This window comes from Nocardia arizonensis, from assembly GCF_001310275.1.
In the GTDB taxonomy this organism is placed as follows: domain Bacteria; phylum Actinomycetota; class Actinomycetes; order Mycobacteriales; family Mycobacteriaceae; genus Nocardia; species Nocardia arizonensis.
This window is the reverse complement of the sequence record NZ_LGYZ01000017.1, coordinates 42,067-57,516: the sequence shown is the minus strand read 5'-3', so window position 1 is coordinate 57,516 and position 15,450 is coordinate 42,067. Positions and strand designations below refer to the sequence as shown.

At 66.1% G+C, this 15,450-nt stretch carries 17 protein-coding genes and 1 pseudogene; 14 read left to right on the top strand and 4 right to left on the bottom strand.

Going from position 1 to position 15,450, the window contains the following annotated elements; translation table 11 throughout:
• The first annotated feature begins 76 nt into the window (after positions 1 to 76).
• From APZ21_RS03290 to APZ21_RS03270, 5 genes are all read left to right on the top strand, one after another.
• Positions 77 to 715, top strand: coding sequence for a DsbA family protein (locus APZ21_RS03290; protein ID WP_104897740.1), 639 nt, complete (start codon positions 77 to 79; stop codon positions 713 to 715).
• Positions 716 to 785: 70 nt separating this feature from the next.
• Entirely contained in the window at positions 786 to 1,343 is a 558-nt protein-coding gene (locus APZ21_RS03285; protein ID WP_228787596.1) for a vitamin K epoxide reductase family protein, read from the top strand.
• A gap of 63 nt (positions 1,344 to 1,406) precedes the next feature.
• Positions 1,407 to 2,060, top strand: coding sequence for a TlpA family protein disulfide reductase (locus APZ21_RS03280; RefSeq protein ID WP_086843848.1), 654 nt, complete (start codon positions 1,407 to 1,409; stop codon positions 2,058 to 2,060).
• Positions 2,057 to 2,710 (top strand): TlpA disulfide reductase family protein, encoded by a 654-nt coding sequence (locus APZ21_RS03275; protein WP_082392787.1) that lies wholly within the window; start codon positions 2,057 to 2,059, stop codon positions 2,708 to 2,710. Before APZ21_RS03280 ends, APZ21_RS03275 begins: the two co-directional genes overlap by 4 nt.
• Positions 2,707 to 3,510 (top strand): cytochrome c biogenesis CcdA family protein, encoded by an 804-nt coding sequence (locus APZ21_RS03270; RefSeq protein ID WP_054811704.1) that lies wholly within the window; start codon positions 2,707 to 2,709, stop codon positions 3,508 to 3,510. The genes APZ21_RS03275 and APZ21_RS03270 overlap by 4 nt, the downstream gene beginning before the upstream one ends.
• A gap of 76 nt (positions 3,511 to 3,586) precedes the next feature.
• Here APZ21_RS03270 and APZ21_RS03265 read toward each other — a convergent pair whose 3' ends face one another.
• Positions 3,587 to 4,078, bottom strand: coding sequence for a heavy metal-responsive transcriptional regulator (locus APZ21_RS03265; RefSeq protein ID WP_054811703.1), 492 nt, complete (start codon positions 4,076 to 4,078; stop codon positions 3,587 to 3,589).
• A 239-nt stretch (positions 4,079 to 4,317) separates the two neighbouring features.
• Here APZ21_RS03265 and APZ21_RS32665 point away from each other — a divergent pair.
• The 3 genes and pseudogenes from APZ21_RS32665 to APZ21_RS03250 all read left to right on the top strand — a co-directional run.
• Positions 4,318 to 4,825 (top strand): annotated as a pseudogene (locus APZ21_RS32665) (cation transporter); the annotation flags it as partial.
• The gene (locus APZ21_RS03255) at positions 4,825 to 5,250 is read left to right on the top strand and encodes a cupredoxin domain-containing protein (protein WP_054811701.1); all 426 of its coding nucleotides are present in this window, start codon (positions 4,825 to 4,827) and stop codon (positions 5,248 to 5,250) included. The pseudogene APZ21_RS32665 and the gene APZ21_RS03255, both read left to right, overlap by 1 nt.
• 17 nt (positions 5,251 to 5,267) lie before the next feature.
• Positions 5,268 to 5,477 carry a heavy-metal-associated domain-containing protein gene (locus APZ21_RS03250; RefSeq protein WP_054811700.1) on the top strand — a complete coding sequence of 70 codons (210 nt, stop codon included), beginning with the start codon at positions 5,268 to 5,270 and terminating at the stop codon, positions 5,475 to 5,477.
• 1,139 nt (positions 5,478 to 6,616) lie between these two features.
• Here APZ21_RS03250 and APZ21_RS03245 read toward each other — a convergent pair.
• Genes APZ21_RS03245 through APZ21_RS03235 form a run of 3 tightly spaced genes read right to left on the bottom strand, consistent with a single transcriptional unit; the run spans position 6,617 to position 10,284 of the window.
• Positions 6,617 to 7,684 (bottom strand): flavin-containing monooxygenase, encoded by a 1,068-nt coding sequence (locus APZ21_RS03245; RefSeq protein ID WP_054811699.1) that lies wholly within the window; start codon positions 7,682 to 7,684, stop codon positions 6,617 to 6,619.
• The gene (locus tag APZ21_RS03240) at positions 7,681 to 8,904 is read right to left on the bottom strand and encodes an MFS transporter (protein ID WP_054811698.1); all 1,224 of its coding nucleotides are present in this window, start codon (positions 8,902 to 8,904) and stop codon (positions 7,681 to 7,683) included. Before APZ21_RS03240 ends, APZ21_RS03245 begins: the two co-directional genes overlap by 4 nt.
• 9 nt (positions 8,905 to 8,913) lie before the next feature.
• Positions 8,914 to 10,284 carry an FAD-dependent oxidoreductase gene (locus tag APZ21_RS03235; RefSeq protein WP_054811697.1) on the bottom strand — a complete coding sequence of 457 codons (1,371 nt, stop codon included), beginning with the start codon at positions 10,282 to 10,284 and terminating at the stop codon, positions 8,914 to 8,916.
• A gap of 101 nt (positions 10,285 to 10,385) precedes the next feature.
• Here APZ21_RS03235 and APZ21_RS03230 point away from each other — a divergent pair, with 101 nt between their 5' ends.
• The 6 genes from APZ21_RS03230 (at position 10,386) to APZ21_RS03205 (ending at position 14,307) form a co-directional block, all read left to right on the top strand.
• Entirely contained in the window at positions 10,386 to 11,225 is an 840-nt protein-coding gene (locus APZ21_RS03230; protein WP_239476467.1) for a helix-turn-helix domain-containing GNAT family N-acetyltransferase, read from the top strand.
• A gap of 79 nt (positions 11,226 to 11,304) precedes the next feature.
• Positions 11,305 to 11,682: an ArsR/SmtB family transcription factor gene (locus tag APZ21_RS03225; protein ID WP_054811695.1), complete on the top strand. Its 378-nt coding sequence runs from the start codon at positions 11,305 to 11,307 to the stop codon at positions 11,680 to 11,682.
• On the top strand, positions 11,679 to 12,785 hold the full coding sequence (arsB, locus tag APZ21_RS03220; RefSeq protein WP_054811694.1) for an ACR3 family arsenite efflux transporter: 1,107 nt from the start codon (positions 11,679 to 11,681) through the stop codon (positions 12,783 to 12,785). The genes APZ21_RS03225 and arsB overlap by 4 nt, the downstream gene beginning before the upstream one ends.
• A complete protein-coding gene (locus APZ21_RS03215; protein WP_082392786.1) occupies positions 12,782 to 13,216 on the top strand; it encodes an arsenate-mycothiol transferase ArsC in 435 nt (144 codons plus the stop codon). Before arsB ends, APZ21_RS03215 begins: the two co-directional genes overlap by 4 nt.
• Complete coding sequence (locus APZ21_RS03210; RefSeq protein ID WP_054811693.1) at positions 13,213 to 13,881, top strand: arsenate reductase ArsC; 669 nt, start codon at positions 13,213 to 13,215, stop codon at positions 13,879 to 13,881. Before APZ21_RS03215 ends, APZ21_RS03210 begins: the two co-directional genes overlap by 4 nt.
• Before the next feature lie 15 nt (positions 13,882 to 13,896).
• The gene (locus APZ21_RS03205; RefSeq protein ID WP_054811692.1) at positions 13,897 to 14,307 is read left to right on the top strand and encodes an arsenate reductase ArsC; all 411 of its coding nucleotides are present in this window, start codon (positions 13,897 to 13,899) and stop codon (positions 14,305 to 14,307) included.
• Positions 14,308 to 15,450 lie beyond the last annotated feature (1,143 nt).

The following is a 15,450-nucleotide window of genomic DNA, read 5'->3' as shown; positions in this document are numbered from 1 at the left end:
GAGCAAGGCTGGCGAGGCCCAGCGTATGAACACGTCAACCCCGGACAAACGAGCCTCTCGCCGAACACGAAACTTGATGATCTCGGCAGTGATCGTTGCCGTCTTCGTCGCGGTGGCCGCCGTGATCGTCGCGATCAACTCCGGCTCCGAGAAGGACCAGCCCGACGCGGGGGCCGACATTCAGAGCGTGCTCGTCCGCGACAACAGTCATCGGGTCGGTCCCGTCGGCGACGGCAAGGTCACGCTGGTGGAATTTCTCGACTTCGAATGCGAGGCCTGCGGCGCAGCGTTTCCCTTCGTCGAGCAACTTCGCGAAACCTACAGCGGGCGAGTGACATTCGTCGTGCGCTACTTCCCGATCCCGTCGCACTTCAACGCCGAACGCGCGGCACGTGCAGTGGAGGCCGCCGCCGGGCAGGGCGCGTTCGAGGCGATGTACAAGAAGATGTATGAAACACAGCCCGAGTGGGCCGAGCAGCGCGTTCCGAAGGACGACGTCTTCCGCGGCTTCGCCAGCGAACTCGGGTTGAACATGACGCAATGGGACACCGCCTACAGCGATCCTGCCACCCTGCAACGAATCAAGGACGACGTCGCCGACGGCCGAACCCTCGGTGTGCAGGGAACGCCCACCTTCTTCCTCGACGGTGTCAAACTCCAACCGCGCTCCGCCGAAGACTTCATCGAGGCCATCGATGCCGCACTCGCCAAGTGAGGCAAGCATCGCCACGCCGACTCGGAGAAGGGACTATCGGGACCCGTTCCCGCGGCTGCTGCCCTGGCTGTTGCTGATCGGTGGTCTCCTCGGCACGGTGGCTGCGAGTGTGCTCACAGTGGAGAAGATGGCGCGACTGCGGGATCCCGCCTATGTGCCGAGCTGCAGTCTGAACCCCATCGTGTCCTGCGGGTCGGTCATGGACAGCCCGCAGGCGGCGGCGTTCGGTCTCCCCAATTCTGTGCTGGGGATCGCCGGGTTCGCGGTGGTCACCACTGTGGGTGCCGGGCTGCTGTCCGGAGCACGGTTCCAGCGCTGGTTCTGGCTGGGACTACAGGCCGGTGTCAGCTTCGGTGTCGTGTTCGTGCACTGGTTGATCTACCACACGCTATACAGCATCGGGGCACTGTGCCCGTACTGCATGGTGGTGTGGGCGGTGACGATCCCGATCTTCGGCTACGTCACCCTGCGCAACCTCGTGGTGGGTGATCTGCCTGTCCCCGCCGCTGGCCGGCGACTGGCCGACGTCACGGCCGATTACCACGGCGTCGTTGTCACCGTCTGGTCTCTCACGATCGTGTCGTTGATCGGCATCCGCTTCTGGAGCTACTGGAGCACGCTGTTGTGAACGTGGGCGCCGGTCCGTGCCACCCACCTGTCTACTACGATGCATAGTAGACAGGTGGTGGTGATGGAGAAGTTGTCGCGCGTGCAGCCGGGTGCTCGTGGGGTGGTCGTTGGCCTGTTGGTAATTGTCGCGTTGATCGTGGCGATCTGGCCGCGATCGACTTCGTCGCAGACCCGATCCGGGCAACCGGGTGTTTCGGCGGATGCAGTCACCGGCTCCGCCGCAAACGCTCCCGAGGTGGGTCACGCGGGCTTGGCACAGCTGCGGCGTTGCCCGACTACCGCCGTAGCGCCGCAGGCCGACGCCGACTTGCGCGGTGTCTCGGCGCGGTGTCTCGGGTCGACCGACACCGTCGACCTCGGCGCCGCGCTGACCGGCGAGCCGACCTTGATCAATCTCTGGGCATCTTGGTGCGGGCCGTGTCGGGAAGAGATTCCCGTGCTCGATGCGTACGCGAACGAGCCCGGTTCGGTTCGCGTCGTGGGGATCAACGTGCAAGACAACCCCGTCGCTGCCCTGGATCTACTGACAGCCCTGGGCACCGACTATCCGTCATTCGTCGATTCCGGCGACGTGCGCGGGGCATTGTCCGCGCCCCCGGTGCTGCCGCTGAGTTTCCTTGTCCAGCAGGATGGTTCGGTCGCGCGCATCACTACACCCGCTGTATTCGACAACCCCGCCCAGATTCGGGCCGCGATCAGTGAGATGACCCGATGATCCAGCGACAAGGCACGCGAACGACCGCACGACCCACCCCAACACACGTTCGGCGATCCCGGTTTATCGCCGTGCTCGCCCTTGGCATCTGCTCGGTGATCGCCGTGACCGGTTGCGCTGCGGGCTCCGATTCGGTCGCGACTGGTGGTGGCACGTTCGACTTCGTTTCACCGGGCGGGCAGACAGACATCTTCTACGATCCGCCGGAGGCTCGCGGGCAGATCGGGGCCCTGTCGGGGCCCGACCTCATGGCCGAAGACAAGGTTGTGTCCGTGGCCGACTACGCCGGGCAGGTGGTGGTGATCAACCTGTGGGGTCAATGGTGTGGGCCGTGCCGTGCTGAAGCCGACGACCTCGAACGCGTATATGCGGCCACCAAGGACATGGGAGTGCAGTTTCTGGGGATAAATGTCCGTGATCCGCAGCGTGACAAAGCCCAGGATTTCGTCATCGACTACAAAGTCGGCTATCCGTCGATTTATGACCCCTCGATGCGGACGCTGATCGCGCTCGGCGGCAGCTATCCCACCAGCGTCATCCCGTCCACTTTGATTCTGGATCGGCAGCACCGGGTAGCGGCCGTGTTCCTGCGTGCCCTGCTGGCAGAGGATCTGCAACCGGTGATCGAGCGTGTGGCGGCGCGACGATGACGGCGCTCGCCCAGGGGATAGGCACCAGTTTTCAGACCGCCGCCGCGACCGGGCCACTGCTGCTCGCGCTCGCCGCCTGCATACTCGCCGGGCTGGTCTCGTTCGCGTCGCCGTGTGTTGTCCCGCTGGTGCCCGGGTATCTGTCTTACCTCGCTGGTGTTTCCGGCGCCAGCACCTCACCCGGCGGTGCCGATGAGCCGGGCTCGGGCGCAGACCGCTGGCGGGTGGCCGGTGCGGCGGCGTTGTTCGTCGCCGGATTCACCGTGGTGTTCGTCCTTGCCACCGCGTCGGTGTTCGGGGTGATCGGAGCGTTGCGGATCAACGAGGATCTGCTCCAGCGCATCGGTGGTGTGGTCACGATAGTGATGGGTCTGACCTTTGTCGGGCTCATCCCGGCGCTGCAGAAGGACACCCGCTTCGCCCCGTTGCGGATATCCTCGCTTGCCGGAGCGCCCTTGCTCGGGGGAGTGTTCGGGTTGGGGTGGACGCCCTGTCTGGGGCCGACTCTTGCGGGAGTCCTCTCGGTCGCCGCCGGAACCGAAGGCACGACCGCCGCGCGCGGCGTGGCGCTGATCGTTGCCTACTGCGTCGGACTCGGATCACCGTTCATCGTTCTCGGCTTCGGCTCCGCGAAGGCCTTGCGCGGTGTCGGTTGGTTGCGCCGACATTCCAGGACTATTCAAATCGCCGGTGGTGTCATGCTGATCCTGGTGGGTGCGGCGCTGGTCAGCGGTGTGTGGGCGGTGTTCATCGGCTGGCTGCGCAACGAATTCGTCACCGCGGTCGCGCTGCCGATATGACGCCGCGGCGACTCAGTGGCGAGCCACCGACTGCCCGCACGCCGTCTGGTGGCCAACTTCGATGAGCGAGAACAACTCACCTGCCAACTCCACCACCTGGAGGAGTTGAGCCCGCTTCGCTCACATGACCGAACGGGTCGGCATCGAGCGGTTGGTCGTTCGACACCGAGACGTTGGATTCGATGATCCAGCAGACTGTGGAGTCGTCGTGGCTGGTGGGCTGGTCGGTACGGGAAGTGTCCAGCAGTGTTTGCAGGTGGGCTTCGAGGGTGATGAGTTCGGCGATTTGGGCCCGGACCTGGTCGAGGCGCTCGCTGAGGATCGCTTGGACATGGCCGCAGGGTTGTTCGCCGCGGTCGTGGACAGACAGGATCTGACCGGCTTCGCGCAGACTCAGCCCCGCCGCTTGCGCCCGGCGGATGAACTGCAACCGGGCCAGGTGCTCGGAGCTGTAGTCGCGGTAGCCGGTAGGAGTGCGGCCCGGTTCAGGCATCAAGCCCTCGCCCTCGTAGAACCGGATCGTTTTTGTCGTGACTCCGCCCGCTGCAGCCAGTTCACCGATCTTCATCGCATACTCCCTCGGATCCGGCCCCTTGACATTCCATCTTACTGGAAGGTTCAGGATGGGATTGCCAAGCGGGACGCGTGTGGATGGATGGAGGTCGGCGTGAACGAGCTCGAGTGTGCAGTATGCGGGATGACGTGCTGGTGCTCGTCGCGGTGCCGGTGATGCCCGCGTCGAGCGGACCCCTACCGGCCGAGGACGCGGCTGCCGCGCCGCGGCGGTTGGAAGTCGCTATCGGCGGGATGACGTGCGCGTCGTGCGCGACCAGAATCGAGCGGCGGCTCAATACGATGGACAGTGTCGTGGCCACCGTCAACTTCGCCACCGAGAAGGCCCGTGTCGAGATCGATTCCGACACCGCAGACGCCGACGTGATCGAGGTGATCGAAGCCACCGGGTACACCGCACGAATTCCACACCCGGTGCGAGGTCCTGATAGCGAAACCTCCTATGAGACCGAGACATACGACACCGACACTCGCTCACTGCGCCAGCGAATGCGAGTGTCGGTGGCGTTGGCGGTGCCGGTGGTAGCGATGGCAATGGTGCCACCGTTGCAGTTCACCAACTGGGCAGTGGCTGCCGCTCACCCTGGCGGCGCCGATAGTCGTGTGGGGCGCCTGGCCGTTCCACCAAGCGGCGTGGACGAACCTGCGTCACGCCGCCGCGACCATGGACACTCTCATCTCGGTGGGCGTGCTGGCCGCGTTCGGTTGGTCGCTGTACGCGCTGTTTCTCGGTGATGCCGGGTGGCGGTAGCGACCGGACTGGTGGTGCTCGGGATGGGGTTCTACACCCTCAACGGTGGACTCGAACTCGCCGGTTCACCGTTGGCCGCTGGGCGTATCGCCGAGGCGTTCGGCGCGAGCCAGCCGGTGGCCGATGCCTCCGCCGCTACCGTCGCAGACGGCGCGCAGGTCGTGACGATCACCGCCCGCACCGGCGCCTACACACCGGACAACGTCGCAGCGAAGCCCGGTGTACCGACCACCCTGGTGGTCAAGACCAACGGCACCCAGGGCTGCATCCGGTCGCTGGTCATACCGAGCCTCGACATCCAGAAAGTCCTGCCGACCACCGGCGAGACCCGTATCGACCTCGGGATTCTTCGACCCGGCCGCCTGGACTACACCTGCGGCATGGGCATGTACTCCGGCACCCTCACCATTGCTTGAGAAGGGATCGAAAACCTATGGGCACACACACCTTCCGGGTCGACGGCATGCACTGCGGCAGCTGCGCATTGCTCATCGACGACACCCTGCAAGACCTGCCTGGTGTGCGCGAGACCCGCACTTCCCGGAGGCGCAACCGCACCACCGTCGACCTCGACTACGCCACCCCCGGCGATGTCATCGCAGCCATCGCCGAACTCGGCTACACCGCAACGGTCGACTCGTGACGACCCTGGCCTCATTACATTCGCCCAATTCCAAGCCAGCACGGCGCAACCGGCGCCGCCCTGGCAAGCACCAATCCGTCGGCACCCAATAGCCCGATCAACCGATCGCCAGCCGCTTGCACGACTTGACCTTCCATCCTAATGGAACGTTTAGCATCGCTGTGGTCCACCGGTCAGCCGAGATTGTCTTGGCAGCTCTGGGAACCACGACGACGGCACCGTATCAATCCACCGATCGCGCGGCCGACGAGTCCGAACACGCAACCCAGGGAGGTGATTTACGTGAACCCGCTGAAGATGATCTGTGACTGGATGTGCAGCATGATGGGCCCTTGCTGTCCCATGTGACAGCAGGACGGCTCCCGCAATCACGGCGGGCCGATCGACTCTGGACGGTTCCGGTGTCGATCGGGCCCGCTCTGTCCGGACAGTTCAGTCGTCACTCGGCAAACAGCGCGCTGAGGTCGGTCTATCGTCGCTGTTGGCCTTGCCCGACCCGGCGGTAGCTGACTACTGCCGACTCGCACAGGACTCGGCGCAAGAAGAGGTTCGGAGCAGTCGCTGGGATACTGCGGCGTGCTAGCAGAACCGAGTCGGCGTGAGTGAAGTCAAGCCAAGCTGAACCCCACTTGCGAAGAACGTTTGCATCGACGCTATCCAGTGCCACACACTGCTCGATCGAATCCATGTTCGACCATCACCACGCCGTGCGGTTAGTGGAACTGCGTCTGGCCCGCCAAGTAGGGAGCCTTAGCGGCGCTGCCCGTGAGCCGCCTGCGGGCTGTCTGTCGTCCTGGTCGCCATGATGCGCCCGGTCGCCGTGGTGCCGAACCGTCCGTCAGTAGAACTTCTGGCGTGAGGCGGTCAGTGTTCGCAGTCGGTGTGCGCGGGCGGACTGTAGGTGGTCGCGCCGCAGGCGAGGCAGGTGTGTGCGCGGTGGTGGCCGCCGACGCGCCGACACGGCATTGCGGCGACGACTGCTCGTCCTGCGCCGAGGCGGTGGCCGTTGGGGCAGAACCGCGGCGAGGGCTCTGTCCAGACACCGAGCCTCACGTATGGTCGCGTGGATTCGCACACATGTTCGACTATAGCCCGGGTGTTGCTGGTAGGCGACACCCGGACGCCTAGCGCTGGGAGGCTTACAGACCGACTTTCGCCGGTGCCCGGTTGATGTGAGCGGCCAGCGCGGTGGTGACGTGTTCGGCGTCGCGGTGGACGCCGCGCAGCGTGTTGGAGGAGAACGTCCGCTGGAACTCGAGCCCGACGTAGGCGAGGCCGGGGTGTGTGGTGGATATACCGGCGTTGTGGAGTGGGTATCCGTCAGCGAGGGCGCCGAGCTCGGTGAGGTAGCCGAGGTTGGGGCGGTAACCGGTGGCGTAGAGCACGGTGTCGACCGCTTCGCGAGTGCCGTCAGCCCAGACGATGGCGTCGGTGTCGAAGCTGGTGAACATGGGTCGGCGGTCCATGCGCCCGGTTGTGAGGGCGTGTTGGTAGTCGCCGGTGTCCATGACGAGGGTGCCGCCGACGTAGCGGATGAGCCATTCGGGTGGGAGTTGGTCGAATCCGGTAGAGACGAGCCAGTGGTGGATGTCGTGTCCGTCGCGGTGTTGGGGCAAGAAGTTGATCGGGTTGTGTGTGGCGAGGGTGACGGTGGCGTGGTCGGTGAGTTCGTAGGCGATTTGCACGGCGGAGTTGCCCGCGCCGACGACGATGACTCGTTGACCCGAGTAGGGCTCGGGGCGCCGGTAGTCGGCGGCGTGCAGGACGGTGCCTTGGAATTTGTCTCCTCCGGGCAGTTCGGGCACAGAGGGGTTACCGAAGGAGCCGGTGGCGGCGACGATTCCGGCGGTGTGGAGTTGTTGGCCGTCGTCGGTGTGGACGACGAATCCTTGGTCGGGGTGGGGCTCGACGGTGGTGACGGTGGTGTGGGTGCGGATGTCGGCGTCGAGGGTTTTCGCGTAGCGGCGCAGGTAGTCGACGACCTCGTCACGATGCGGGTAGTGGTGGGGCTCGGCGGGGAAGTTCAGACCGGGCATGGTGCTGTGTTGGGCGGGTGAGAACAGGGTGAGGCTGTCGTAGTAGTGCGACCAGGATCCGACGGGGTCGGGCCCGGCCTCGAGCACGACTGGGGTCAGGTGGTGGTCGGTGAGGGCGCGTGCGGCGGTGAGTCCGGATTGTCCTGCGCCGATGACGATTGCGTCGATCATGAGTGTTGTTCTTTCGGTGAGTGTTTCGGGATGGTGGTCAGTGACAGTGCCGCGGCGAGGGCGGCGGCTGTGCCCAGGATCAGGAACGTGGCGGGATAGCCGCCGAGGTTCGCGGCCATGGCGGTGGCCACGAACGGTGCCGAAGCGATGGTGATGGTCATCGGCGCGGAGACGAGCCCGGTGAGTTGCCCGTAGTGGGCCGAGCCCCACCGGTCGGTGATCGCGGTGGCTTGCAGCAAGGTGAACACACCGCGTGCCATACCCGACAGGATCGCCGCGACGGTCAATGCTGCTGTGGTGGTGAAGATTCCGAGCAGCATTGTGGTGGCGGCGATCGCGGCCAGGATGATCGCGGTGCGGGTGCGCACACTGGTGCGGTCGGCGAAGGCGCTGTAGCCGATCCGGCTCACGACCTGCCCGAGTCCGCCCAGTCCGAGAGCGAGTGCTGCGGTGGTGCTGGAGATCCCGCGCTCGGTCATCAACGGTACGAGGGTGACCACGACCGCGAAGGAGGCGAATCCGGTGACGCTCGACGCGATCGCCAGGGTGATGAATGCCCGGCTGCGCGCGATGCTGGCGGGGTTGCTCAGGTGGGCGTGCTCGGTGCCTTCTTCTGGTCCGGGTGGCCAGGCCGGTCGCAATCCGAACCAGTGGCCGGGGACCGTCACGACCGCGAGGATCGCGGCGAGGATCAAATAGGTTGCGCGCCAGTCAAATCTGGTTTCCAGGGCTGCGGTCAAGGGTGCGAAAACGGTGGAGGCCAGCCCACCTGCGAGGGTGAGCACGGTCAGCGCTTTCACCCGGTCGGGCCCGTACCAGCGGGTCAGCGCAGCGAAGGCCGGGGGATAGAGCACCGCACCCATCGAGATCCCGGCCAGCGCCCAGCCCAGGAGAAACATTGTCAGGGTTTGCGCGGTGGCCACGATGAGCAGTGCCGTGACCGCGAGCGCCGAGCCAGCGGTCATCACCGTGCGAGGGCCGTGGCGGTCCAGGCGACGGCCGACGAGTATTCCGGTGAGCGCGGTGAGGAGTTGTCCGGCGGAGAACACCGCTGTCAGCGCGGTGGTTGACCAACCGGTGTCGGTGGCGATGGCTCCGAGCAGGACGGGGAAGGCGTAGAACAGGATTCCCCAGCTGGTGATCTCGGTGACGCACAAGACCACCAGCACCCGCCGCAACCCGGTCGCGGCGGGTGCCGTCGGTGTCGAAACAACCTGCATCGCAGTGGATCAGCGCGCGGGAGAGGAGGTCAGGGGCAGTTCCTGGATCGCGGTCGGCACGCTGAGGGTCAGCTCCTGCACGGCGGCCGGGGCCCCGCAGCACCCGCCCGTGGATTCTTCGGCGGGGGCGTCGAACAGTCCGGATCCGCCGCAGACCCCGGTGTCGGGCAGGGTGAGTTCGACGCGTTGGGCGGCTTCGTGGTCTCCGGCGAGGGCGGCGACGATGGAGCGGACCTGTTCGTAGCCGGTCATCGCCAAGAAGGTCGGCGCGCGGCCGTAGCTCTTCATCCCGGCCAGGAAAACGCCGGGTTCAGGGTGGGACAGTTCGGTGACTCCGTGCGGGTAGACCGTGCCACAGGAATGGGCGTTCGGGTCGATCAGCGGTGCCAGCTTGGCCGGTGCCTGCAAGGTGGCGTCGAGGTCGAGGCGGATTTCCGAAAGCCAGGACAGGTCCGGGCGGAACCCGGTCAGCACGATCACTTCGTCGACGTCGGTGACGGGGTCGCCTTCGGCGGGGATGAGCGTGAGCCGGCCGTGGTCGGTGGATTCGATGATCTCGGTGCGGAATCCGGTGACCACGTTGATGTGTCCGGCCTCGACCGCTGCCTGAGCGCGCAATCCGAGTGCGCCGCGAGCGGGCAGTTCGTCGGCTTGTCCGCCACCGAAGGTGGATCCGATCGTGCCCCGGCGCAGCAACCACGTGATGCGAGTCCCCGAGTGCTCGCCGGCCAGGTCGGCGAGCGCGATCAACGCGGTGAGCGCGGAGTGTCCACTGCCGGCGACGACCACGTGGCGACCTGCGTGGCGGACGGCGACGGCGGGGTCGGTGAGGTCGGGCACACGGTAGGAGATGCGTTGTGTGGCAGCGGCTTCACCGATGGCGGGCAGCCCGTCTCCACCGAGGGGGTTCGGTGTCGTCCAGGTGCCGGAGGTATCGATGACCGCGCGGGCGGTGATGCGCTCCTCGCGGCCGTCGACGGTGCGCACGTGCACGGTCAACGGTTCGCTGTCACGTCCGGCGTCCACGACGCGGTCGCGGCCACGGCGCGCGACACCGGCCACTTCGGTGTCGAACCGGGCCGAATCGCCCAGGGCTGCACCGAGCGGGCGCAGGTACTGCTCGACCCACTCCGCGCCGGTCGGGTAGCCCTCGAGGTCGGGCTCAGACCAGCCCGCAGCGTCGAGCAGCGGGCGTGCGGCCGGGGCGATCAGCTCGCCCCAACGTGAGAACACCCGCACGTGATGCCACTGCGCGACAGCAGCACCGGCGTGCTCACCGCGTTCGAGCAGCAGGAACGGCAGCTCACGACGGGAAAGCTCGGCAGCGGCAGCCAGACCGACCGGCCCAGCTCCGATAACTACGACGGGCAGGGAGTTCATGACGAACCTTCTTTCATCGATGCAGATCGATTAACTATGGCTGAGAGTATCGACTGGCATCGATGAAAGCAACCATCGATCTGCGTCGATATACTGGCCGCATGCCCATCGCTCTGCCCCGAGCCCAGGTCCTGCCGACCGGCGAAGCCGCCACCTATGCCGAGTGGTTCGCCTGCCTGGCCGAACCGGTGCGGGTGCGGCTGCTGCACGCGGTGGCCACGACCCCGAAAGGTATGACGGTCGGCGCGTTGACCGAGATCCTGGGCACGAGTCAGTCCACGACCTCCCATCACGTCCGCAAGCTCGCCGACGTGGGATTCGTGCGCCTGCACAAGGAAGGCGCAGCGACCATCGTCACCGTCAACGAGGCATGCTGCGCCGGACTGCCCCACGCCGCCGACGCGGTGATGGGTCTGCTCGCCCCGCGCCCGTGCTGCCCCGCCGACCTGCCCGCCGCCGTCACCGTCCGCGCCCTGGAGCCCCAAGATTGGGCTGACGTGCGCCGCATCTACGGCGAGGGTATCGCCACCGGCATCGCGACCTTCGAGACCGAGGTCCCCACCCGCGCCCACCTCGACAAGCAGTGGCTGCCCGCCCACCGGTGGGTCGCCGAGATCGACGGCCACGTTGCCGGCTGGACCGCTGCCGCCCCGGTATCGGGTCGTAACTGCTACGCCGGTGTCGCCGAGACCTCGGTCTATGTCGCCGACTCCCACCGTGGACGCGGTGTGGGCAAAGCCCTGCTGCACAAGCAGGTCCTCGCCGCGGACGACGACGGGTTGTGGACGTTGCAGACCTCGATCTTCACCGACAACCGCGCGTCGCTGGCCCTGCACCACAGCGCCGGATACCGCACCGTCGGCGTGCGCGAGCGCATCGCCCAACGCGACGGGGTCTGGCACGACACCGTCCTGCTCGAACGCCGCTCACCGGTCCGGTAACCGCTGCCCGGTCCGGGCGGGGTGGTGTTCACCGGCTGTTTGCTTGCCTTGTAGTATTGATATCGGTCAATATTGGTGCATGTCGAAGTCGAAGATGGTGGTGACGCCTGTGCAGGCGTGTTCCGCCGCGCCCCTGGTGCGTGAGCCCCTGTCCGAGTCTCACGCCGTCGAGCTGGCGAGCGTGTTCAAAGCACTCTCGGACCCGGTCCGCCTGCGCCTGCTGAGCACCATCGCGTCCCGTGAGAGCCAGGAAGCCTGCGTGTGCGACCTGTCGGCCGGGATCGAGTTGACCCAGCCCACGATCTCCCATCACCTCAAGGTGCTGCGCGAAGCCGGTCTGCTCGACAGTGAACGCCGCGCCTCCTGGGTGTACTACCGGGTCGTCCCCGAAGCCCTGCAACGACTGTCGGAAGTTCTGCTCGTCGAAAGCGGCACCGCGACGGGAGTCACCGCATGAGCACGACCACCGCCGAGCACCCCGCCGTCGTCGGCGAGCTGTCTACTCTCGACCGGTTCCTGCCGGTCTGGATCGGCGTCGCCATGGTCGCCGGGCTGTTGCTGGGCCGGATGATTCCCGGTCTCGGCGACGCCCTCTCGACGGTGGAGATCGACGGCATCTCGCTACCGATCGCGATCGGCCTGCTCATCATGATGTACCCGGTGTTGGCGAAGGTCCGCTACGACCGACTCGACACCGTCACCGGCGACCGCAAGCTCCTGATCAGCTCCTTGGTGCTGAACTGGGTCCTCGGCCCGGCCCTGATGTTCGCGTTGGCCTGGCTGCTGCTGCCGGATCTGCCCGAGTACCGTACCGGCCTGATCATCGTCGGTCTGGCCCGCTGCATCGCGATGGTCATCATCTGGAACGATCTGGCCTGCGGTGACCGTGAGGCCGCCGCTGTGCTGGTCGCGTTGAACTCGGTGTTCCAGGTGATCATGTTCGCCGTTCTGGGCTGGTTCTATCTCTCGGTCCTGCCGGGTTGGCTCGACCTGGAGCAGACCACCATCGACACCTCGCCGTGGCAGATCGCGAAATCGGTGCTGATCTTCCTCGGCATCCCGCTGCTGGCCGGATTCCTCACCCGCCGCTTCGGTGAGCGCGCCAAGGGACGTGACTGGTACGAATCCAGCTTCCTGCCCAAGATCGGGCCGTGGGCGCTGTACGGGCTGCTGTTCACCATCGTGATCCTGTTCGCCCTGCAAGGTGAGCAGATCACCTCTCACCCCCTCGACGTCGTCCGCATCGCGATCCCCCTGCTGGCGTACTTCGCGATCATGTGGGGCGGCGGCTACGCCATGGGCGCCGCCCTGGGCCTGGGCTACGAACGCACCACCACCCTCGCGTTCACCGCCGCGGGCAACAACTTCGAACTCGCCATCGCCGTCGCGATCGCCACCTACGGCGCGACCTCCGGCCAAGCCCTTGCCGGAGTCGTCGGCCCGCTCATCGAGGTCCCCGTCCTCGTGGCGCTGGTCTATGTATCCCTCGCCCTGCGGAAACGATTCCAGCCAACCGCACGAACCGGTGTCGCGGCGACCGACGAGGTGACACCGCGGTGAGCACCACTCCGTCCGTGCTGTTCGTCTGTGTGAAGAACGGTGGCAAATCGCAAATGGCGGCCGGGCTGATGCGAGCCGTCGCCGGTGATCGCGTCGAGATCCATTCCGCCGGGACCGCACCCGGCACCACCATCAACGCACTCTCCGCCGAAACGCTGCGCGAAGTCGGTGTCGACATCAGCGCCGAGATCCCGAAACCCGTCGATCCGGACCTACTGCGTTCGGTTGACCTGGTCGTCACGCTCGGGTGGGAAGCACACATCGACCCGGTCGACGGGGTGCGGCTCGTCAACTGGGACACCGACGAGCCCTCCCAACGCGGCATCGACGGCATCGAACGTATGCGCTTGGTCCGCGACGACATCGCCGCCCGCGTCAACAACCTGCTCACCGAACTCACCACACCCGCCGAGCAACGGACCACATCATGAGCGACAGCCCACTCGCGCCCACCCACACCCGCCACGACCTGACCATCGATCAGCAGCTCGCCCTGAAAACCGCCGCCACGCACCTGCAGCGCGAGTTCGACGGCACCTTCGGCGTCGAGACCATCGAACGGTTCCTGCACTCCTCCTACGACCAGTTCGCCGGACGCGCGACCGTCATCAACTACCTGCCGCTGCTGGCCGAACGCTTCGCCCGCCAACGCCTGCACGCCCTGGCCCGCGTCGAAGGCAAAGCCCACACCGGCACTCCCACAGTGCTGTTCCTGTGCACCCACAACGCCGGACGCTCCCAAATGGCCCTCGGGTTCTTCACCCACCTCGCCGGTGACCGCGCGGTGGCCTGGTCCGGCGGCAGCGAACCCGGCGACGAGATCAACCCCGCCGCCATCGCCGCGATGGCCGAGGTCGGCATCGACATCACCGCCGAGTTCCCCAAACCGTGGACCGAGGAAATCATCCAAGCCGCCGACGTCGTCATCACTATGGGCTGCGGCGACGCCTGCCCGTTCTACCCCGGACGCCGCTACGAGGAATGGGACCTCGACGACCCCGCCGACCTCGACATCACCGCCATCCGACCCATCCGGGACGAGATCGAAACCCGCGTCCGGCTCCTGCTCACCGAACTCGACCTCCCCGCCAACTGAAAGGCATTGCCCCACATGAGCACCCAGCCCAGCGTGTTGTTCGTCTGCGTCCACAACGCCGGACGCTCCCAGATGGCCGCCGGATTCCTCACCCACCTCGCCGGCGACTCGATCGAAGTCCGCTCCGCCGGGAGCGCCCCTGCCGAGACGATCAACCCGTCCGCAGTGGAGGCGATGGCCGAACTCGGTATCGACATCTCCGACCAGACCCCGAAGATCCTCACCTACGACGCGGTAGAAACCTCCGACGTCGTGATCACAATGGGGTGCGGCGACACCTGCCCGGCCTTCCCGGGCGTCAGCTACCGGGACTGGGTCCTGGAAGACCCCGCAGGCAAGGGAGTCGAGTCCGTGCGGCCGATCCGCGACGAGATCAAGACCCGCGTCGAAGCCCTCGTCGCCGAGCTGCTGCCGACGCGCGCCTGACAAAGCCCCGCACACGGTCAACCTAATCGAGCCTCGCGCCACGACAACCAGGGCGCGAGGCTCGAACTGACGGCGACACCAAACTGGCCGCCGACGAAGTGATCGCATCGATCACGCGCGCCAGCGAGCTCGACGGATCAGCCCACGCTATTTCGACATCGCAGGCGCACTCACCTGCGCAGACGGAGCAGCGCCCGTGCGAGGCGTAGCTGGCCGCTAGGCCGTGTTTCTTGGGTGAGGGGCACGAGCGTCAGGCCACCACCATCGATCCGGCACCGTAACAGCCCAGCGCGAGCGCGACCGCCGTCGCCGAACCACCGAGCAGATCACGCACGTAGACAACGGTATCCACGTGATCGGCTGTTGGTGCCCGGGTAGCGAAATTGGCGGCCCCGCCGGTGGGCCCGGAACCGGAGAAGTCCCAGCACACAAGCATGTCCACGGAATCGCAGGCCCATCGTGACGATGACGCTGACGTCAGGTGATTCGGGCGAGCGTAGTGTCGGCCGACAAGTCGTTCGTCACACTGACTCGGTTCGTATGCGGCCGCTCAGCGAGATCTCAACCGAATCTCGCTTGTCGGTGCGCAGCGAATATGCGGATGTCGGCCAGCGGATTACGGAGATGATGGGCGTTGTGTGGCATGCCATCGCAGGACGTCGAGGAGAGCTTCAGCCTGCTGCCGTGCTAACTGCTCGCTGTCTCGGTCTTTGGCAATCAGTATCTCGCAGACCGCTTCGAGTGGCGGACGCCGCTGTCGGGATTCGTTGGAGGCGTTCGGATCGGGTGGCGCTGTGTTCTCGGTCATTCTCATGTTGTGCCACCGATCTACGCTGCCGTCTGACAAATCGGACCTCCGGCGTGTCGCCGGATTCCGTCGGCGTGTCGTTAGCTGTCAGCTAACCCCCCTAGGGCGCCAACCTGCGACCCGTCACCTGGGGTTTTCCTCGCTCTCTAGCATCTCGATCTCGTCCAAACGGCCCTGACCTGCGCAAATGATGCGCAGGTTGGCGCCCCCGGCAGGACACACAAAACATGGGCAACCGGAAAACGCCTGGTCATCGCGGATTCCTACCCGATCTAGCGATGCTGTCCGGCCGCGACCTATCCTATCGCGCTCCCATCTACGTTGTGCCTGCGGGT